The organism is Pseudomonas sp. LBUM1666 (assembly GCF_059695775.1).
In genome coordinates this window covers 1,027,709-1,047,432 of record NZ_CP166789.1, presented here as the reverse complement: position 1 = coordinate 1,047,432, position 19,724 = coordinate 1,027,709, and the positions used below count along the sequence as shown (strand labels likewise).

General features: G+C 57.7%; 18 protein-coding genes. 9 read left to right on the top strand and 9 right to left on the bottom strand.

Translation table 11 applies throughout. The annotated features are described in order from the left end of the window. Positions 1 to 663: 663 nt before the first annotated feature. From ACA056_RS04625 to ACA056_RS04585, 9 genes are all read right to left on the bottom strand, one after another. A complete protein-coding gene (locus ACA056_RS04625) occupies positions 664 to 1,173 on the bottom strand; it encodes a disulfide bond formation protein B (protein WP_497270829.1) in 510 nt (169 codons plus the stop codon). A gap of 190 nt (positions 1,174 to 1,363) precedes the next feature. Further along, positions 1,364 to 2,140, bottom strand: a complete 777-nt coding sequence (locus ACA056_RS04620) for an ABC transporter substrate-binding protein (protein WP_497270827.1) — start codon at positions 2,138 to 2,140, stop codon at positions 1,364 to 1,366. A gap of 310 nt (positions 2,141 to 2,450) precedes the next feature. Continuing rightward, on the bottom strand, positions 2,451 to 2,900 hold the full coding sequence (gene moaE / locus ACA056_RS04615) for a molybdopterin synthase catalytic subunit MoaE (RefSeq protein ID WP_497270825.1): 450 nt from the start codon (positions 2,898 to 2,900) through the stop codon (positions 2,451 to 2,453). Between the two features lie 3 nt (positions 2,901 to 2,903). Further along, positions 2,904 to 3,146, bottom strand: a complete 243-nt coding sequence (gene moaD / locus ACA056_RS04610; RefSeq protein ID WP_415757845.1) for a molybdopterin converting factor subunit 1 — start codon at positions 3,144 to 3,146, stop codon at positions 2,904 to 2,906. After that, complete coding sequence (gene moaC / locus ACA056_RS04605; RefSeq protein ID WP_033061025.1) at positions 3,143 to 3,616, bottom strand: cyclic pyranopterin monophosphate synthase MoaC; 474 nt, start codon at positions 3,614 to 3,616, stop codon at positions 3,143 to 3,145. The genes moaD and moaC overlap by 4 nt, the downstream gene beginning before the upstream one ends. A 137-nt stretch (positions 3,617 to 3,753) precedes the next feature. Then, positions 3,754 to 4,560 (bottom strand): IS3 family transposase, encoded by an 807-nt coding sequence (locus ACA056_RS04600; protein WP_403108674.1) that lies wholly within the window; start codon positions 4,558 to 4,560, stop codon positions 3,754 to 3,756. A gap of 26 nt (positions 4,561 to 4,586) precedes the next feature. Continuing rightward, the gene (locus tag ACA056_RS04595; protein WP_231987638.1) at positions 4,587 to 4,895 is read right to left on the bottom strand and encodes a transposase; all 309 of its coding nucleotides are present in this window, start codon (positions 4,893 to 4,895) and stop codon (positions 4,587 to 4,589) included. 206 nt (positions 4,896 to 5,101) lie between these two features. Further along, on the bottom strand, positions 5,102 to 6,496 hold the full coding sequence (locus ACA056_RS04590; protein ID WP_129438280.1) for a PhoH family protein: 1,395 nt from the start codon (positions 6,494 to 6,496) through the stop codon (positions 5,102 to 5,104). Between the two features lie 348 nt (positions 6,497 to 6,844). Then, a complete protein-coding gene (locus ACA056_RS04585; protein WP_497270822.1) occupies positions 6,845 to 7,969 on the bottom strand; it encodes a polysaccharide deacetylase family protein in 1,125 nt (374 codons plus the stop codon). 157 nt (positions 7,970 to 8,126) lie between these two features. Between ACA056_RS04585 and ACA056_RS04580 the strand changes: the two genes are divergently transcribed. The 9 genes from ACA056_RS04580 (at position 8,127) to algG (ending at position 19,715) form a co-directional block, all read left to right on the top strand. Further along, the gene (locus tag ACA056_RS04580; protein ID WP_497266314.1) at positions 8,127 to 8,435 is read left to right on the top strand and encodes a transposase; all 309 of its coding nucleotides are present in this window, start codon (positions 8,127 to 8,129) and stop codon (positions 8,433 to 8,435) included. Continuing rightward, positions 8,432 to 9,268, top strand: a complete 837-nt coding sequence (locus tag ACA056_RS04575) for an IS3 family transposase (RefSeq protein ID WP_497273489.1) — start codon at positions 8,432 to 8,434, stop codon at positions 9,266 to 9,268. Before ACA056_RS04580 ends, ACA056_RS04575 begins: the two co-directional genes overlap by 4 nt. A 215-nt stretch (positions 9,269 to 9,483) precedes the next feature. Further along, positions 9,484 to 10,263, top strand: a complete 780-nt coding sequence (gene yaaA, locus ACA056_RS04570) for a peroxide stress protein YaaA (protein WP_033061022.1) — start codon at positions 9,484 to 9,486, stop codon at positions 10,261 to 10,263. An 807-nt stretch (positions 10,264 to 11,070) separates the two neighbouring features. Then, positions 11,071 to 12,387 carry a nucleotide sugar dehydrogenase gene (locus ACA056_RS04565; protein ID WP_497270820.1) on the top strand — a complete coding sequence of 439 codons (1,317 nt, stop codon included), beginning with the start codon at positions 11,071 to 11,073 and terminating at the stop codon, positions 12,385 to 12,387. Positions 12,388 to 12,509: 122 nt separating this feature from the next. After that, a complete protein-coding gene (alg8, locus tag ACA056_RS04560) occupies positions 12,510 to 13,991 on the top strand; it encodes a mannuronan synthase (RefSeq protein ID WP_497270818.1) in 1,482 nt (493 codons plus the stop codon). A 35-nt stretch (positions 13,992 to 14,026) separates the two neighbouring features. Next, positions 14,027 to 15,196, top strand: coding sequence for an alginate biosynthesis protein Alg44 (locus tag ACA056_RS04555; protein ID WP_497270816.1), 1,170 nt, complete (start codon positions 14,027 to 14,029; stop codon positions 15,194 to 15,196). A gap of 12 nt (positions 15,197 to 15,208) precedes the next feature. Next, positions 15,209 to 16,615: an alginate biosynthesis TPR repeat lipoprotein AlgK gene (algK, locus tag ACA056_RS04550; RefSeq protein WP_497270814.1), complete on the top strand. Its 1,407-nt coding sequence runs from the start codon at positions 15,209 to 15,211 to the stop codon at positions 16,613 to 16,615. After that, complete coding sequence (locus ACA056_RS04545; RefSeq protein WP_497270812.1) at positions 16,612 to 18,099, top strand: alginate export family protein; 1,488 nt, start codon at positions 16,612 to 16,614, stop codon at positions 18,097 to 18,099. The genes algK and ACA056_RS04545 overlap by 4 nt, the downstream gene beginning before the upstream one ends. Before the next feature lie 26 nt (positions 18,100 to 18,125). Further along, a complete protein-coding gene (gene algG, locus ACA056_RS04540; RefSeq protein WP_497270810.1) occupies positions 18,126 to 19,715 on the top strand; it encodes a mannuronan 5-epimerase AlgG in 1,590 nt (529 codons plus the stop codon). Positions 19,716 to 19,724: the final 9 nt, after the last annotated feature.

Genomic DNA, 19,724 nt, shown 5'->3' with positions numbered 1-19,724 from the left:
GTGGTCAAAGGCCTTGTTACAGACCAATTCCATTTGGTGCGGATAGTTGGAAGGCACCGACACCTGGGAGCCGCATGAAGCCAATTGGCCTCTCGACGCCCTATTTCTGCTCATGCACCTGAGTAAGGGTGAGCAGTGCCGGGATTTCAGTGCGGGCGATTGTAGATATGTAACGTTTTATAAACCATGTCTCATCCCGAAATAATTTTTATCCATTCCAGCAACAATCATTAACGGTATTTGCAAAAGCGCGCCATGGTATCGAAATTAATTCTCAACAAAAACACCAAAAATTGTAGGTCTACCTCAGGCAGTTCAGACAGTATCGAAGGCTCTGCGCCCTCCTTCGACCCTGCCAAAGCCCCCATGTGACAAGGGCTTCGGCAATTCGCCAGGGCCTGTTAAAACTGCCTGTTCCGGATTTTTGAGACTGAGGTTGCCGGACGCTAAAACAGGCCAATTTTGTTGCGTAGCCATGTACCAATTCGGCGCCTTGAAATGCCTTGCGACACTCCCGATGTGACAACATGTCGCACACGTGTCGCCCCCATACTTGTCGCGCATCAAGGTCATTTCACCTGTGCCCTGAAATGCAAAACGCCCCGGCCCCCTCAACGAGGGCCGGGGCGTTTTTTTGCGTGGCAGCGATTGCGGCGGATGACTTCAGCGTTGGGTTTTGCGGTTACGCGAAGTGAGCAGCGGCACCAGCACCACGACCAGCACAAAGGCTAGCAGCGCCCACTGTGCAAGCGACAGACCGAGGATCGGCGGGTACGGCGTGGAGCAGAAGCCGTCGACCTGGAAGCCCAGCGGGAAGATCTTCGCCAGTGGCAAACCGTCGACTATCGGTTGCAGTACATCGATGCCGCAGCTGACCGCCGGATAGAACTGGGTATAGACGTGATGCCCGGCCACTCCGACGCCTGCAAGGGCGCAGATCACCACCAGGGTTTCAAATACTGTGATGCTGCGGCGGGTGCGCATGGCCGCGCCGATGAACGCGAAGAGCGCGATCAGCAGCAACGCATAACGTTGCAGTATGCACAGCGGGCATGGCGCCTCGCCCAGAACAATTTGCATGTACAGCGCACCACCGATCAGCCCCAGGCAGATGATGCCCAGCAACACCAGATAGCGCCGTTCACGGCCCAACCGCATCGTTTCCTCGCTCATTGCGTTTCCCTTCTAAATATCGATTGCCCAGAAGTCTACACGCTGGCCCTGACCTTTGAGAGTCTGGCGCGCACAGCGGGGTATCGGGGAATAGACGACAAGCCGGTTAAGAAGGGATTAACTTTCAAGCGTTTTTCAGGAATCGGAACTGCGCAGAGGCTTTCATGAGAAAGCCCCTGCTAGCGATTGATCAGTCGCCGTAGATATCAGACTTGAAGTACTTCTCTGAAATCTTCAGGTATTCGCCACTGGCGCGAATGCCGTCGATGGCCGTGTTCAGCTCGGAGACCAACTCCGTGTTGCCCTTGCGCACCGCAATCCCGGCGCCCTCGCCCACGTATTTCGGATCCTTGAGCTCTGGCCCGACAAAGGCATAACCCTTGCCACGCGGCATCATCAGGAAGTCATTCAGCGGGATGGTGTCGGCAAAAATGGCATCGAGGCGTCCGGCAGCCAGATCCATGTAGATTTCTTCGTTGTTGCCGTAACGCTTGACGTTGATACCCTTCGGCTCGAAAACCTCAGTGGCGTAACGGTCAGTGGTGGTTGCGCGCTGCACGCCAACCGTCTTGCCCTTGAGGCTGGCGTACTGGTCATCCACGACCGCTCCGTCCTTCATCACCAGACGCGATGAGGTGAAGTAATACTTGTGGGTGAAATCCACGGATTTCTTACGGTCTTCGTTGATGGTCATGGACGACAGCGCCATGTCGATTTTCTTCACTTTAAGGGAAGGAATCAGGCCGTCGAACTCACCTTCGACCCAAACGCACTTGACCTTCATCTGCGCGCACAGGGCATTGCCGATGTCGTAGTCGAACCCGACAATCTCACCTTTATCGGTTTTGGACGCGAACGGTGGATAAGCCGCTTCGATGCCGATGCGCAGGGTTTTATCGGCGGCGAACAGGCTGCTGCACGCCAACAGGCTCAGAGCCAGACCGGTGATGAGGGGGAATTTCTTCATGTTCGTTCTCTCGCGGGTTGTTGTTGGTTTGGCAAGACAGAAGAAAGAGCAGAAACGGGGAAGCGCTTTTTTGTACTTATAATTCCATACTGGACTTTTATGTATAAGCCGTCAATCGGGGCAAATTAAGATGTGCCTGCCGGTGGTCGGGCGGTGGGTCATTGGGATTTCAGGTGTTGCTGATGGCCTCTTCGCGAGCAGGCTCGCTCCCACAGGGGGTCTTTGTCGTACACACATTTTGTGTGCCTGAAGATCAACTGTGGGAGCGAGCCTGCTCGCGAAGGCGTAATTGCAGACACCGCAGGAATTACTACTTCCAGCGATCCGCCGCCGCATGATCGCTGTCACGCCCTTCAACCCAACGCGCCCCATCAGGGGTGTGCTCTTTCTTCCAGAACGGTGCGCGGGTTTTCAGGTAGTCCATGACAAAGGCGCAGGCATCGAACGCGGCCTGGCGGTGGGCGCTGGCGGCGCCGACGAAGACGATCGGTTCACCCGGTTCCAGGGCGCCGATGCGATGCAGCACTTCAAGTTTGAGCAGCGGCCAGCGCTGCTCGGCCTCTGTGGCGATCTTGGCGAGGGCTTTTTCGGTCATGCCCGGGTAGTGCTCAAGGAACATCCCGGCGACGTCGAGTCCGTCATTGAAGTCGCGAACATAGCCGACAAAACTCACCACCGCACCAACGCCCACATTGGCGGCGTGCATGGCATTGACTTCAGCACCCGGATCGAACGCCGTGGATTGCACGCGAATCGCCATGGCTCAGCCTCCGGTGACAGTCGGGAAAAATGCCACTTCATCACCATCGCTCACCGGCTCATCGAGCTGGCACAGGTCTTCGTTGCGGGCGCACATCAGGTTCTGTTCGCTCAGCACATCGGCACCGTCTCGCTGGGCAAGCAGCGCGCGCACATCGTCGACGGTGGCGAAGTTGCCTTCGACCTTCACCGAGTCCACGCCGAGCGCTTCACGGTAACGGGCAAAAAATTTTACGGTGACGTTCATGGCTGGTCCGCCTGGAAATGCCCGCTCTTGCCACCGAGTTTCTCCAGCAGCCGGACGCTTTCGATGGTCATGCCGCGATCCACGGCTTTGCACATATCGTAGATAGTCAGCGCCGCGACGCTGGCGGCGGTCAGGGCTTCCATCTCTACGCCGGTCTGCCCGGACAATTTGCAGCGCGCGACGATGCGCACGGTGTCGTCGCCTTCGGCGCTGAGTTCGACCTTGACGCCGGTGAGCAGCAGCGGATGGCACAGAGGGATCAGATCGCTGGTTTTCTTCGCGGCCTGAATGCCGGCGATACGCGCCACGGCGAACACATCACCCTTGGGGTGACCGCCGCTGACGATCATCTGCAGGGTTTCGGGCAGCATGCGCACCAGCGCTTGGGCCGTTGCTTCACGGAACGTCACGGCTTTTTCAGTGACGTCGACCATATTGGCGCGACCTTGGGAATCGAGATGAGTCAGCACAGGGATACTCCTGATCAGGAGCACCGATTGTAAACCTGCGGGTCAAAATTCCGCACGTTTGATTAACGGATCACCACATATCCCCTGTGGGAGCGAGCTTGAACTGGTCCAGTAATTTTGGACATTTTTTTCGGTTCTCACGCCGCCAGCTTTTCCGCTGCTACAGGTGAGTGGTAACCGTTGTAACTGTGGCGCCTGACATTGTTGTAGCGCGTCACATAGCGGTTTATATCAACTCGGGCTTCGTGTTCCGAGTTGTAGCCGTCTTCAGGCACCCATTCGGACTTCAAACTTCCAAAAAAACGCTCCATCGGGGCGTTATCCCAGCATTGGCCTTTTCGACTCATGCTTTGCCTAAGCTCGTGCGCCATCAGTTCGTCCCTGAATTTATGGCTGGTGTACTGACATCCCTGGTCAGAATGGAACAGTACGCCTTTGGGTTGCCCTCTCAATTCGACGGCCATTCGCAGTGATTCGCGTGCCAGCGTCGCGTCGGCGACCAGTGAAAACGACCAGCCCACCACTCGTCGCGCAAATAGATCCAGAACGACTGAGAAGTAGAGCCAGCGCTTGCCCAGCTGGATATAGGTGATATCCGCGCACCAAACCTTATTGATATCAGCTACGTAAAACTCACGCTCCAGCTCATGCTCAGCCACCAGCGACTCAACGCCCGATGACTTGTACTTGTGAGGTCTGCGCTGACGGCTAGCGATCCCAGCTTCCTTCATCAAACCGCGGGCCATGTAGCGGCCCACCTGATGGCCGTCACCCCGCAGATCTTCGGAGAGGGTTCGTGCACCTGCCGAGCCTCTTGATGCCTTGTGGTATTTAATCAAAACAACCTTGAGCGCTTCGCGCTTCGGGTTGGTTTTACCTTGGCGCTGGCGCCAGGCGTAATAGCTGCTGCGGTTGACTTCAAACACGCGGCAGCAGTCTGTAATGCCGTACTGCTCGCCCAGCTCACTGATCAGAGGGAATGATCTTTGGAGTCCAAAAGCAGGAGAGCACTGGCCTTTTTTAGGATTTCGATATCCCGGTCTTTCTGCCTCAGCAGGGCTTTGAGTTCCTGGATTTGCTTCTGGTCGGCGGTGATCGCCTTGGTACCCACAAGCGTCGATCCGGCGCGCTCTTTTCGCACCTGCTCGACCCAGCGGCGCAAAGCTGTTGGGCCGATATCCAAGCTGGCACAGATCTCGGGAATCGGCTGATCCTCATCGAGCACCATGCTTGCAGCTTTGAGTTTGAACTCACTGGAATAGGATTTTCGCATCATCATGCACACCTCAGATTTGGGCGCCATCATAGCGCCCTATTGATGTGTCCAAATTCATTAGGCCAGATCAGCTTGCTCGCGATAGCGGTCTGCCATTGAGTGATGATAGTGACTGACACGCCGCCATCGCGAGCAAGCTCGCTCCCACAGGGTTATGTGTGGGGCATAAAAAACCGGGCGACTTTGAGGTCGCCCGGTTTCGGTGGAGGTTACAAATGCGATTCGGCGTATTCGGCCAGAATCGAACGTGGCACCCCTTGCAGGGTGATGTGTACACCGTTGGGGAAATCCTTGAAGCGTTCTGTCAGGTATGTCAGCCCGGAGCTGGTCGCGGACAGGTAAGGGGTGTCGATCTGCGCCAGGTTACCCAGGCACACCACTTTGGAACCGGCGCCGGCACGGGTGATGATGGTTTTCATCTGGTGCGGCGTGAGGTTCTGGCATTCATCGATCAGGATCAGACTCTGCTGAAAGCTGCGGCCTCGGATGTAGTTGAGGGATTTGAACTGCAACGGCACTTTGCTGAGGATGTAATCGACGCTGCCATGGGTGTTTTCGTCATCCATGTGCAAGGCTTCGAGGTTGTCGGTGATGGCGCCCAGCCAAGGCTCCATTTTTTCCGCTTCAGTGCCGGGCAGGAAACCGATCTCCTGGTCCAGGCCCTGCACGCTACGGGTCGCGATGATCCGGCGATAGCGTTTGCTGACCATGGTCTGCTCGATCGCCGCCGCCAGTGCGAGGATGGTTTTACCCGAACCTGCTGCCCCGGTCAGGTTGACCAGGTGGATATCCGGGTCGAGCAAGGCGTACAGCGCCAGGCTTTGATAGATGTCACGCGGTTTCAGGCCCCAGGCTTCCTGGTGCAACAGGGGTTCCTGATGCAGGTCGAGAATCAACAGCTTGTCTTCCTCGATCTCCTTGATCCAGCCGACAAAACCCTGTTCGTCGATGATGAACTCGTTGATGTGCACCGCTGGCAGGTTGTCGATCAACTGCACTTGGTGCCAGGTGCGGCCATGATCCTGACGGGTGTCGACATTCCTCACACGATCCCAGAAGGAGCCGGTCATGTTGTGATAACCGTTGGGCAGCAGCGACACGTCATCGACCAGTTGGTCGGTGCTGTAGTCCTCGGCCGCGATCCCGCACGCCCGGGCCTTGAGCCGCATGTTGATGTCTTTGGTGACCAGCACCACGGGCAGTTTTGGTTCGCGCGCGTGCAGGTCGATCAACTGGTTGATGATGATGTTGTCGTTCAAGTGCTCGGGCAGAATGATGTTTGGCTCGGCACGTTTGCTCATCAAAATTGACAGCAAACCCTTGGGCCCACTCTTGCCGCGCTGGATTGGCACACCGAGTTCGACATCTTCGGGGCTGGCATCGCCCAAGGTCTTGTCGATCAGGCGAATTGCCTGACGGCATTCTGCAGCCACACTGTGATGCCCGCTCTTGAGCTTGTCGAGCTCCTCAAGCACGGTCATCGGGATGGCGACGTGGTGTTCTTCGAAGTTAAGCAGGGCGTTTGGATCGTGAATCAATACGTTGGTATCGAGTACATAAAGGATTGGCTGGTTGGAGGAAGAACTACGTCCGTGATCATCCATACTCGGTCACCTTTGTGGGAGCCAGTCGACGCAATACCGTGACAGTGCTGCGCCTCGAAGTGGCCACCGAATTCACCTGTTGGGACTCAAGTGAACTGCATCCATAGCTGGGTCTTGGAAGACGCCACCTGTGTTGCAGGTTTCGGCGGTCTGTCTTCGTAATACTCCAAAACCTGTGACAGAAAAAAGTACTTTGACGTTTTTTTGAAGTTTATTTTTCAGAGTGACCAATAGCACTAGGCGGATTGCCATCACCCCGTTAAAGTCGGAAGTCCGCCTGCACCGAAATCTTCTCGAAATTTACCCCGCCCCGCCCTCTGCCCCAATGATTGCGGGCTTTTGACGGTTTCAGCGAAACGCGTCCTGACAATCCTCCCAACCGATCCCGCTTTGTGCCGTTTGCGCGATGAGCCAGGGCATCGCTGTTTTCACCGCATCCTGCTTCACATTGAAATTGATCACTCCGTGCCGCCACAGCAGCATCAGGGTCAACACGCGTTGTGCGCTCGGGTTGCCCTTGAGTTTGCCGGCGCCGTCCTGGGCATCGATGCCCCACAGGGCCACCTGCAAACCCTGAGCTTTAAAGAAGCCTTCGGCATCCGAGCGACGCTGGCCCTCGGGAGGGCGAAACAGCGGTACGTAGTTTTCCGGCAGTTTGCTTTTGACCAGTTCGACGCTGCGCCGCACCGAATCCTGCCAGTCCTGCCAGTGGCTGTGGGAGCGAAATTCCCAGCCTTGCGCGCCAATGCACTGCTTCGAGTACGTCGCTTGCAGGCTGGCTACCGAACGATCGGCCAGACGGGCCTGGATGTCCTTGCCGAGGACGAAGAACGTGCCACTCATGTTCGACTTGCGCAGGTATTCCGTGGCCCAGGCGGTGTTATCCGGAGCGGTATTGGCGGCACTGTCGAAGGTCAGCAAAAACAGCCGGTCATGCATCTTATCGCCGTTGCGCTCATAGTCGCCAAAACGATCGACTTCGCTGCTGGTTTGCGGAAACAGCGCTGCCTTGCGTAATTGCTCGTCCAGGTAATGGGCGTGGAACAGTCGGCTTGGCTCGGCCCACTTTATGTAGTAGCTCTCATCGCTGACCTGAAACTTGGCGGCTTGCTGGCGCAGGGTGTCCATGTCCTCGACCAGGAAACAGAAGGAAGCATCCTGATCGCAGCTCTGCTGGGCGTAGTTGTAGTTGGTCAGCAGCCGCTGCCACATGCGCTGGCGCAGGTTGTTGATCGATTCCAGGTTGACCGTGCGCAACCCCAGGCGCTGGGCCAGGCTCACTTCATCCAGGGATTCGCTGGCCAATAGGACGTGAGCGAACATGAGTATCTCGGCTCGTGACGCCACATCAAACAGGGTCGGGCTGTTGAGCTGTTCAGGCCAGGTGCTGCGATCAAGCGTCGCCACATCGCCCGGCGCCGCCATGGCACCGAAGCTCAACAGCCAGGCCGAGAATAGAAAAACGATACGCAATGGGATGTCTCCATAACAAAACCCGCGCGGCACTATAGCTGATCGTCACCACATTCCTGCAGCACCGCCGAACTCCTGTGGGAGCGAGCCTGATCTGGCCTAATGAATTTGGACACATCAATAGGGCGCTATGATGGCGCCCAAATCTGAGGTGTGCATGATGATGCGAAAATCCTATTCCAGTGAGTTCAAACTCAAAGCTGCAAGCATGGTGCTCGATGAGGATCAGCCGATTCCCGAGATCTGTGCCAGCTTGGATATCGGCCCAACAGCTTTGCGCCGCTGGGTCGATCAGGTGCGAAAAGAGCGCGCCGGATCGACGCTTGTGGGTACCAAGGCGATCACCGCCGACCAGAAGCAAATCCAGGAACTCAAAGCCCTGCTGAGGCAGAAAGACCGGGATATCGAAATCCTAAAAAAGGCCAGTGCTCTCCTGCTTTTGGACTCCAAAGATCATTCCCTCTGATCAGTGAGCTGGGCGAGCAGTACGGCATTACAGACTGCTGCCGCGTGTTTGAAGTCAACCGCAGCAGCTATTACGCCTGGCGTCAGCGCCAAGGTAAAACCAACCCGAAGCGCGAAGCGCTCAAGGTTGTTTTGATTAAATACCACAAGGCATCAAGAGGCTCGGCAGGTGCACGAACCCTCTCCGAAGACCTGCGGGGTGACGGCCATCAGGTGGGCCGCTACATGGCCCGCGGTTTGATGAAGGAAGCTGGGATCGCTAGCCGTCAGCGCAGACCTCACAAGTACAAGTCATCGGGCGTTGAGTCGCTGGTGGCTGAGCATGAGCTGGAGCGTGAGTTTTACGTAGCTGATATCAATAAGGTTTGGTGCGCGGATATCACCTATATCCAGCTGGGCAAGCGCTGGCTCTACTTCTCAGTCGTTCTGGATCTATTTGCGCGACGAGTGGTGGGCTGGTCGTTTTCACTGGTCGCCGACGCGACGCTGGCACGCGAATCACTGCGAATGGCCGTCGAATTGAGAGGGCAACCCAAAGGCGTACTGTTCCATTCTGACCAGGGATGTCAGTACACCAGCCATAAATTCAGGGACGAACTGATGGCGCACGAGCTTAGGCAAAGCATGAGTCGAAAAGGCCAATGCTGGGATAACGCCCCGATGGAGCGTTTTTTTGGAAGTTTGAAGTCCGAATGGGTGCCTGAAGACGGCTACAACTCGGAACACGAAGCCCGAGTTGATATAAACCGCTATGTGACGCGCTACAACAATGTCAGGCGCCACAGTTACAACGGTTACCACTCACCTGTAGCAGCGGAAAAGCTGGCGGCGTGAGAACCGAAAAAAATGTCCAAAATTACTGGACCAGTTCAGCCTGCTCGCGAATGCGGAGTGTCAATCGGCATCATCGGTAACTGATACACCGCATTCGCGAGCAGGCTCGCTCCCACAGGGTTTGCATCTAGCCGCCGATCACCTATGGACTTGATAGCTGGAGTCAACACGGACAACCCCCTAGAATCGCCCCCACGATTAAAGGAGACGACTTCATGCTGATGGTGATTTCCCCCGCCAAGACCCTCGATTACGAAACACCGCCGGCGACCCAGCGCTTCACCCAGCCACAATACCTCGACCATTCCCAGGAGCTGATCCTGCAATTGCGCGAGCTGGCCCCTGCGCAGATCAGCGAGTTGATGCACGTCTCCGACAAGATCGGCGGGCTCAACGCCGCGCGTTTCGGCAGCTGGACGCCCGCGTTCACTCCGGAAAACGCCAAGCAGGCACTGCTCGCCTTCAAGGGCGACGTCTACACCGGGTTGAATGCTCAAACCTTCAGCGAGGCCGATTTCGATTACGCCCAGCAACACTTGCGCATGTTGTCCGGCCTGTACGGCCTGTTGCGCCCACTGGACCTGATGCAGCCGTATCGACTGGAGATGGGCACCAAACTGGCGAATGCCCGTGGCAAGGACTTGTATGCCTTCTGGGGCACGCGGATCAGCGAATGGCTGAACGAAGCCCTGGCCGATCAAGGCGATGACGTGCTGCTGAACCTGGCCTCCAATGAGTACTTCTCGGCGGTCAAACGCAACGCCCTGAACGCGCGCATCATCAATACCGAATTCAAGGATCTGAAGAACGGCCAGTACAAGATCATCAGCTTCTACGCGAAAAAGGCCCGCGGCATGATGAGTCGCTTCGTCATTGAAGAGCGCATCAACGACCCGCAAGCCCTCAAGCAGTTCGACGTACAAGGTTATCGCTACAGCGCCGAGCAGTCTAAACCGGACAATCTGGTGTTCCTGCGCGATCACGCCCCCGAGTAATCACCCGGTTGGCGCACGGCTCATTAACGGGTCGTGCGCCACGTCCGATCGTCCAACAATTCCCCGCCCCTCCCGTCACTTTACTGACGTCAAAAATCAATCACTCAATTTTCTAACTTTAGTTTCACTCGACTTTGTTGAATTTTTTCAGTAGTGGCACTGAAATTTTTTATCGGTAGTGGCACATAACTATCTAATCCGACAATAACCCTATATATCAAGGGCGAAACAGGCGTTGCTATCAATATGAAAGCAGTGCCATCTTTTTCAATATTTCAAGAAATTTCAGAATTCGCGATGGGCGGACAGGAACTATGTCCAATTGCGTCGCTCATACCACCGGTAACCATTCTCTCTGAGCTTGTACGAGATAACTTACGCAGAGAAGAGATCCACATAGCAAAGTTGTCACATTAACTTCTGCTTACTGATCCCTGATTTGGGCAACACATGAAGGACAGGAGATAAACATCATAAATATCCCCTACAAGGCCAAGGCCGCGCCCCTATAAACGTGCTCACCTGAGCACCCAACCGCTTGATTGACGGGCTTCTGGCCTGGCATTGAGCGCGCAAGACCTTTGCACGAATGTCTTCTGATTAGAAGACCTGCTGCATAACAGGGCACGCCATAACAATAAAAGCCTAGTTGCGCACATCTTGAGTGCACTTATTTAGACACTCGGAACTTATATGCCTGCACGCGGCATTGTGACGCCTTTAAGGCGCACTTCCGAGTGCACTATGACCGCTGAACACCATTAACTCCGGCCATGTTATGGCTTGATAAACACAGAGGTAATTGCGATGCGCATCAGCATATTTGGTTTGGGTTACGTCGGCGCAGTATGTGCCGGTTGCCTGTCTGCACGGGGCCATGACGTCGTTGGCGTCGATGTTGCCAAAGACAAAATCGATATGATCAACTCCGGTAAATCACCGATCGTTGAACCGGGTCTGGGCGAGCTTCTGCAGAAGGGTATCGAGACGGGCAAATTGCGCGGCACGACCAACTTCGCCGAGGCGATTCGCGACACCGACCTGTCGATGATCTGCGTCGGCACGCCGAGCAAGAAGAACGGCGACCTGGAACTGAACTACATCGAAGCTGTGTGCCGCGAGATCGGTTTTGTCCTGCGTGACAAGACCACCCGTCACACCATCGTGGTTCGCAGCACCGTACTGCCAGGCACTGTGGCAAACGTAGTGATCCCGATCCTCGAAGACTGCTCCGGCAAGAAAGCCGGTGTCGACTTCGGCGTTGCAGTGAACCCTGAGTTCCTGCGTGAAAGCACCGCTATCGCCGATTACGACCTGCCACCAATGACCGTCATCGGCGAGTTCGACAAGGCTTCGGGCGACGTTCTGCAATCGCTGTACGAAGAACTCGACGCTCCGATCATCCGCAAGGACATCGCAGTGGCCGAGATGATCAAGTACACCTGCAACGTGTGGCACGCCACCAAGGTGACCTTCGCCAACGAGATCGGCAACATCGCCAAGGCTGTCGGCGTCGATGGTCGCGAAGTGATGGAAGTGGTCTGCCAGGACAAGACGCTGAACCTGTCCCAGTACTACATGCGCCCTGGTTTCGCGTTCGGCGGTTCCTGCCTGCCGAAGGACGTTCGCGCCCTGACCTACCGCGCCGGTTCCCTGGACGTGGAAGCACCACTGCTGAACTCGCTGATGCGCAGTAACGAGTCCCAGGTGCAGAACGCCTTCGACATCGTCACCAGCCACGGCAAACGCAAAGTCGCCCTGTTGGGTCTGAGCTTCAAGGCCGGTACTGACGACCTGCGCGAAAGCCCGCTGGTTGATCTGGCGGAAATGCTGATCGGCAAGGGCTACGACCTGAGCATCTACGACACCAACGTCGAATACGCCCGTGTCCACGGTGCGAACAAGGATTACATCGAGTCGAAGATCCCTCACGTCTCGTCCTTGCTCAACGCCGATTTCGACGACGTGATCAACAACTCCGACGTGATCATCCTTGGCAACCGTGACGAGAAATTCCGCGCCCTGGCGCAGAACGCTCCACACGGCAAGCAAGTGATCGATCTGGTTGGTTTCATGTCCCAAGCCACCAGCGTGAGTGGCCGGACTGAAGGCATCTGCTGGTAACAAGCGGCATCGGGAGGGTTTGCAGGGCTCAAATCGCCAGCAAACCCTCCCGGCTTTTTCGCCTGCCTTAACCCCATCGGGCCACCCCACAGGCTCGCCCGAGATAGAGACGGATGCAGATTATGCACAGGCTAAAGCACGGCCTACTTCAGGTCGCCGGTTGGCTGTTTTACCTAAGTTTATTGATGGGCATCGCCATGGCGTTGCCTGCGTCCACGTTCGACTCCGAGTCGAAGGACTTCATCCTCCTGATCGGTATCGTCGGTATCTGGCGCTACTCGATGGGTGCTACGCACTTTCTGCGCGGCATGCTGTTTCTGTACGTGGTCTACCCGCACCTGCGGCGCAAAGTGCGCAAGCTGGGTAAAGCGGCAGACCCGTCCCATGTGTATCTGATGGTCACCAGTTTTCGTATCGACGCGCTGACCACCGCCCAGGTTTACGCCTCGGTGATTCGCGAAGCGATCGACTGCGGCCTGCCGACCACCATGGTCTGTTCCATCGTGGAAATGTCCGATGAGAAGCTGGTGAAAAGCCTTTGGGCCCGGATGAACCCACCGGCTCGCGTCAAGCTCGACTTCGTGCGCATTCCCGGCACCGGCAAGCGCGATGGCCTGGCCTACGGTTTCCGCGCCATCTCCCGCCACCTGCCGGACGACCGCGCAGTGGTTGCGGTGATTGATGGCGACACCGTGCTCGCCGAGGGCACCGTGCTCAAGACCGTGCCGTGGTTCCAGCTGTTCGGCAATGTCGGCGGCCTGACCACCAACGAGTTCTGCGAAGTGCGCGGCGGCTACATCATGAGCGAGTGGCACAAACTGCGCTTCGCCCAGCGCCACATCAACATGTGCTCGATGGCCCTGTCCAAGCGCGTGCTGACCATGACCGGGCGGATGTCGGTATTCCGCGCCACTGTGGTGACCAACCCGGACTTCATCGCCGACGTGGAAAGCGACTCGCTGCAACACTGGCGCCTGGGTCGCTTCAAGTTCCTCACCGGTGATGACAAGTCGAGCTGGTTCAGCTTGATGCGCCTGGGCTACGACACGTTTTATGTGCCAGACGCCGCCATTCACACCGTGGAACACCCGCCGGAAAAAAGCTTCATCAAGGCCAGTCGCAAACTGATGTTCCGCTGGTACGGCAACAACCTGCGGCAGAACTCCCGCGCCTTGGGCCTGGGGATGAAACGTCTCGGTCTGTTCACCTCGGTGGTGCTGTTCGACCAGCGTGTGTCGATGTGGACGTCGCTGCTGGGCCTGACCGTCGCGCTCATCGCCACCTTCAAGTACGGCGCCGCGTTCATCCTGGTTTACCTGCTGTGGATTGGTATTACGCGCCTGATCCTGACCCTGCTGCTGTCTATGTCCGGTCACACGATCGGCCCGGCCTACCCGGCGATTCTCTATTACAACCAGATCGTCGGCGCGCTGGTGAAGATCTACGTGTTCTTCCGCCTCGACCAACAGTCCTGGACTCGCCAGCCCACTTCCCTGACCCGTGATCTCGCCAGCTTTCAAGGTTGGTTCAACACTTGGTCGTCTCGGACCATGACCTTCTCCGCCGGCAGCATCTTTGTTGCTGTGCTGCTGATGATGGTCTGACCGAACTCGCCTGAATTAACTAGGAAATCGTCCATATGAATACCGCCGTCAACGCCAACGTAGTGCATGAATCAGAAGCCCAGCGCCAACACGCCCGAGTAAAAATTCCGGCCAAGCTGCGCTTCTTCGGTCCTGACCGGACCCCGGTAGAAGCTCGGGTCATCGACCTCTCCGCTGGCGGCCTGGCTTTCAACGCCGGTCAGCTGCCACTGAAGATCGGCGACGTGTACAAGGCTCGCCTGCAGTTCGTCATCGATAACCTCGGCCTGGCCATGGACGTCGAGTTACTGGTGCGCTCCCACGACCGCGAAACCGGTCGTACCGGTTGCCAGTTCCAGAACCTCGAATCTCAGGACATTTCCACCCTGCGCCACCTGATCACTTCTCACCTGGCCGGCGACATCGTCACCATGGGTGAAGTACTGGCCACCCTGCAGCGCGACAACTTCACCAAGGCACGCAAGGTCAAGGATGGCGGCCACGGCATGACCCCGTTCGGTCGTCTGCGTGCCGTGACCTTCAGCTTCGCGATCTTCCTCGTCGGTCTGACGGCATTCGGCTTCATCTTCAAGTCGGTGTACGGCATGTACTTCGTCAGCCACGCCCAGGCCGGTCTGGTCAGCGTAGCGGGCATGAACATCACCATGCCGCGCGACGGCACGGTGCAGAGCCTGATCAAGCCCGACGGCGTTGCCGCCAAGGGCGCGCCGCTCGCGACCTTCAGCACCAGCATGCTCGATGTGCTCAAGGGCCATCTTGACGACAATCAATTACAACCGGCCAAGGTTGAAGAACTGTTCGGCAAGCAAATGACCGGCACCCTGACGTCGCCGTGCGATTGCACCGTGGCGCAGCAAATGGTCGCCAACGGTCAGTACGCCAGCAAGGGCGACGTGATCTTCCAACTGGTGCCGCGTAACAGCGAAGCCAACGTTGAAGCACGCTTCTCCTATCGCCAGTTCGGCGACGTGCTGCCAGGCAGCTCGGTCAGCTTCCAGATCGCCGGCGAAGACAAAACCCGTTCCGGCACGATCATCAGCAGCACCAGCCTGAAAAGCGCCGACCTGTCGTCCGACATCCGCGTGCAGATCAAGCCTGACGAGCCGCTGGACAGCAAATTCGCCGGTCGTCCGGTTGAAGTCAACGCCACCCGTGGTCCGAACCTGAACTGGCTGATCGACAAAGCCATGGCCGCCGGTCGTTAAAAACAAGAGGACATGCCCGTGACTAGCCCACTCAGAATCCTGCCAGTCCCGCTGACTCTGGCCATGGCAATTGCCCTGGCCGGATGCGCCGGCCTGCCCGACCAGCGTCTGGCCAACGAAGCCCTCAAGCGCGGTGATACCACGCTGGCGGCGCAGAATTACCAGCAATTGGCAGACCTGGGCTACAGCGAAGCACAGGTTGGCCTCGCCGATATCCAGGTCGACAGCCGTGACCCGGCGCAGATCAAGAAAGCTGAGGCGACTTATCGCGCCGCGGCCAGTGTCTCGCCGCGAGCTCAGGCTCGCCTGGGTCGTCTGCTGGTGGCCAAACCCGGTTCCACCGAAGCCGAACAGCACGAAGCCGAAGGCCTGTTGAAGAAAGCCACTGCCTCAGGCGAAGGCAACACCCTGATCCCGCTGGCGATGCTGTACCTGCAATACCCGCACAGTTTCCCGAACGTCAACGCGCAACAGCAGATCAGCCAATGGCGCGCCGAAGGCAAGCCGGAAGCGGGCCTGGCCCAAGTGCTGCTCTATCGCACCCAGGGCACTTACGACCAGCATCTGGACGAAGTGGAAACGATCTGCAAAGCCGCGTTGAACACCACCGACATCTGCTACGTCGAACTGGCCACGGTCTATCAGAAAAAAGCCCAGCCAGAGAAACAGGCCGAGCTGATCAAGCAAATGCAAGCCGCTCAGGCTCGCGGCGCGGTTTCCGCCCAACGGGTGGACAGCGTGGCCCGCGTACTGGGCGATGCATCCCTGGGCACGACCGACGAGAAAACCGCCCAGTCGCTGCTCGAAGGCATCGCACCCGGCTACCCCGCTTCCTGGGTCAGCCTGGCGCAACTGCTCTACGACTTCCCGGAACTGGGTGACGTAGACATGATGATGAAGTACCTGGACAACGGCCGCGCCGCCGACCAGCCGCGCGCCGAACTGTTGCTGGGCAAGCTCTACTACGAAGGCAAAATGGTGCCGGCCGACGCGAAGGTCGCCGAAGAACATTTCAAGAAAGCCGTCGACAGAGAAGTGGCCGCCGATTACTACCTCGGCCAGATTTACCGTCGCGGTTACCTGGGCAAGGTCTATTCGCAGAAAGCGCTGGATCACCTGCTCAAGGCTGCGCGTAACGGCCAGAACAGCGCCGACTTCGCCATTGCCCAACTGTTCTCCCAAGGCAAGGGCACCCGGCCCGACCCGCTTAACGCTTATGTCTTCAGCCAATTGGCCAAAGCCCAGAACACCCCGCAAGCCACCGAGCTTGCGCAAACACTCGAAGCCCAACTGCCGCCTGCCCAGCTCGCCGAGGCCCAACGCCTGTTGAAACAAGAACAGGCCGTTCGTGGTGCCTTGAGCCAGAACACGCTGGAACTGCATGCCCTGGAAGAAGAAGACGGCGAGGAATCCCTATGAAGTTGAATCCATTCGTTAAGGCCGGTATTGGCCTGTCATTTGCCCTGCTGTGGTCGTGCCCGACCCTGGCGGCCCTGACTGAAAGCAAGAACTACGGCCTTGACGTGAAAGTCACCGCCCAGTCCGAAGACGACACCGACCTCGGTACGGCGAGCGGCGGCGACGTCAACGGCGTCGGCCTCGACTTGCGTCCATGGATCTACGGCGAGAGCGGCGCGTGGAGCGGCTACGCCATGGGTCAGGCCGTGACGTCCACCGACATCATCGAAACGGACACCCTGCAACAGTCCGACAGTGACGGCACCCAGGCCACCGACAACGGTGATCGCAAGAGCAAGAAAAACTACCTGGCGATGCGTGAGTTCTGGGTCGGCTACAGCGGTCTTACGCCCTACCCCGGCGAGATTCTCAAGCTCGGTCGCCAGCGCCTGCGCAATGACGATGGCCAATGGCGCGACACCAACATCGAAGCCCTGAACTGGACCTTCGACACCACCCTGTTGCGCGCCAACGCCGGTGTTGCCGAACGCTTCAGCGAGTACCGCACCGACCTCACAGAACTCGCGCCCAAGGACAAGGATCGCCTGCACGCTTACGCCGACGCGGCGTACCAGTGGAACCCGGGCAACTGGGTCGGCATTCGCGGTCACCACACTCACGATGACGGCAAGCTCGATTACCCGACTCCGGGCGTTGCCGCCGATTCTCTGGACAAGAAAGAGAATGGCGACATCAGCTGGATCGGCCTCACCGCCGACAGTGATGCCTACAACTGGCGCAACACCAACACCGTCAATTACTGGGGCAGCGTCACCGGCATGAGTGGCGACCGCGACACGGTCAACCCGCTGACCGCCGAGGGCACCGCACCGGCACAAGCCAAAACCAGTGGCGATGTTGATGGCTGGGCCACTGACCTGGGCGTGCGTCTGCGCCTCGATCCGCAATGGCAAGTCGGTGCAGCCTATGCCCGTGCCAGTGCCGATTACGAACAGAACGGCCTGCAAAGCAACCGCTCGAACTACACCGGTACTCGCTCGCGGGTTCACCGTTTCGGCGAAGCCTTCCGTGGCGAAACGAACAACATGCAGAGCGCTACCTTGTTCGGTTCGTGGATGCTCAACGACGAATACGACGCCAGTGTGATCTACCACAAATTCTGGCGCGTCGACGGCAACAAGCCGGTCGGCAGCAACGGCATCAACGCCGTCCAGAACGACACCGACGACGTGACCGGCGCCGTGCTCTCCAGCACGTCCCTGCCGCTGGAAGATGGCAATAAAGACCTCGGCCAGGAAATGGACGTGGTCGTCACCAAGTACTTCAAGCAAGGCCTGCTGCCCGCCTCCTTGAGCCAATCGATCGATGAGCCTTCGGCCCTGGTGCGGTTGCGTGGCGGTGTGTTCAAGCCCGGCGATGCGTATGGCAAAGGCGTCGACTCGTACATGCACCGCGCGTTTGTCGACGTGATCTGGCGCTTCTGATGCGAACCGCTAAGGGAGTTCCTGACATGAACAGTCCGAAGAGAGGCTCGATAACCTTGCTGGCCGGCGCGATGTTGCTGGCCAGCTCGGCAGCCTTCGCCACAGTGGAGCCGGCCGCGCCCGTTCAAAAAGGGCAACCGGCGACCATTGCAAAAGGGTTGCAACAGGCCAAGACCTACACCGTCAGCAGCGCACCGACCGCGCCGCTGGAGCTGGCCAAGCCGAAACTGCCGGACACCTCCGGCTACACCGCCGAAGCCATCGCCGCGAAAATCGTGCGCACCAAGCCCGGCAAAATCAGCGTGCGCCGGATGATGCAGGAAAACGCCCTGAAGGACTTTATCGGTGGTGATAACAAGATGGCCGAATGGGTCGTGCGTCAGCACGGTATCCCACAGGCGATTTTCATCGACGACGGCTACATGAACCTCAAGGATCTGGCCAAGAAGCTACCCAAGCAGTACTTCAGCGAAACCTCGCCGGGTGTGTTCCTGGCGAAGTTGCCGATCGTGGTGGGTGAGAAAGGCATCCTGGAAATCGACAAGCAGACCCAGGAGCTGCGCCTGTCCCAAGAGGCCGGTTCGTTCCTGGTCAACGACGGCCAGTTGTTTGTGCGTGATACCAAAATCACTGGCTGGAGCGAGAAGGCAAACGGCCCGGCGGCTTTCAAGTCGCCGAAGGAATTCCGTCCGTTCCTGCTGTCCTGGGGCGGCACCGAGACCTACATCGCCAACAGCAAGATCGCCAGTTTCGGCTACGCCAACAGTAAGTCCTATGGCGTGAGTATTTCCCAATACACGCCGAACATGGCCAAGGTGCTCAAGCGCCCTGAACCGAGCGGCTGGATCGTCGGCTCCGAGTTCTCGGACATGTGGTACGGCTTCTACTGCTACGAAACCCGCGACTTTGTGGTCAAGGGCAACACCTACAAAGACAACATCGTCTACGGCATTGACCCGCATGACCGTTCCCACGGCCTGATCATTGCCGACAACACCGTCTTCGGAACCAAGAAGAAGCACGGGATCATTATTTCCCGTGAAGTGAACGACAGCTTCATCTTCAACAACCGCAGCTACGACAACAAGTTGTCAGGCCTGGTGATCGACCGTAACAGCACGAACAACCTGATCGCCTACAACGAGATCTACAAGAACCACACCGACGGCATCACCCTCTACGAGAGTGGCGACAACCTGTTGTGGGGCAACAAGGTGATCAGCAACAAGCGCCACGGCATCCGGATTCGTAACAGCGTGAACATCCGTCTCTACGAAAACCTGTCCATGGCCAACGGCCTGACCGGTGTCTACGGGCACATCAAGGACCTGAGCGACACCGACCGTGACATCAAGCTCGACCCGTTCGATGCCCAGGTGTCCCTGATCGTGGTCGGCGGCGAACTGGCCGGCAACGGCAGCGGACCGCTGTCCATCGACTCGCCGCTGAGCGTCGAGTTGTATCGCGTGTCCATGCTCGCCCCGACCAAATCCAGCGGCATCAGCTTCAACGGGATTCTTGGCGAGCGTCAGGATGAAATTCTCGACCTGCTGGTGCGCCAGCAGAAAGCCGTGCTGATCGACCCTGTCGAACGCCAGACCGAAATGCGGGACTGAGGATAATTT

What these genes read in the sequence shown, in the direction of transcription:
- ACA056_RS04580 (WP_497266314.1), top strand. Translation starts at nt 8,127, where the DNA reads ATGATGATGCGAAAATCCTATTCCAGTGAGTTCAAACTCAAAGCTGCA.
- yaaA (WP_033061022.1), top strand. Translation starts at nt 9,484, where the DNA reads ATGCTGATGGTGATTTCCCCCGCCAAGACCCTCGATTACGAAACACCG.
- ACA056_RS04595 (WP_231987638.1), bottom strand. Translation starts at nt 4,895, where the DNA reads ATGATGATGCGAAAATCCTATTCCAGTGAGTTCAAACTCAAAGCTGCA.
- moaE (WP_497270825.1), bottom strand. Translation starts at nt 2,900, where the DNA reads ATGGCGATTCGCGTGCAATCCACGGCGTTCGATCCGGGTGCTGAAGTC.
- alg8 (WP_497270818.1), top strand. Translation starts at nt 12,510, where the DNA reads ATGCACAGGCTAAAGCACGGCCTACTTCAGGTCGCCGGTTGGCTGTTT.
- ACA056_RS04590 (WP_129438280.1), bottom strand. Translation starts at nt 6,496, where the DNA reads ATGGATGATCACGGACGTAGTTCTTCCTCCAACCAGCCAATCCTTTAT.
- algK (WP_497270814.1), top strand. Translation starts at nt 15,209, where the DNA reads ATGCCCGTGACTAGCCCACTCAGAATCCTGCCAGTCCCGCTGACTCTG.
- ACA056_RS04555 (WP_497270816.1), top strand. Translation starts at nt 14,027, where the DNA reads ATGAATACCGCCGTCAACGCCAACGTAGTGCATGAATCAGAAGCCCAG.
- ACA056_RS04545 (WP_497270812.1), top strand. Translation starts at nt 16,612, where the DNA reads ATGAAGTTGAATCCATTCGTTAAGGCCGGTATTGGCCTGTCATTTGCC.
- algG (WP_497270810.1), top strand. Translation starts at nt 18,126, where the DNA reads ATGAACAGTCCGAAGAGAGGCTCGATAACCTTGCTGGCCGGCGCGATG.
- ACA056_RS04620 (WP_497270827.1), bottom strand. Translation starts at nt 2,140, where the DNA reads ATGAAGAAATTCCCCCTCATCACCGGTCTGGCTCTGAGCCTGTTGGCG.
- ACA056_RS04625 (WP_497270829.1), bottom strand. Translation starts at nt 1,173, where the DNA reads ATGAGCGAGGAAACGATGCGGTTGGGCCGTGAACGGCGCTATCTGGTG.
- ACA056_RS04565 (WP_497270820.1), top strand. Translation starts at nt 11,071, where the DNA reads ATGCGCATCAGCATATTTGGTTTGGGTTACGTCGGCGCAGTATGTGCC.
- moaD (WP_415757845.1), bottom strand. Translation starts at nt 3,146, where the DNA reads ATGAACGTCACCGTAAAATTTTTTGCCCGTTACCGTGAAGCGCTCGGC.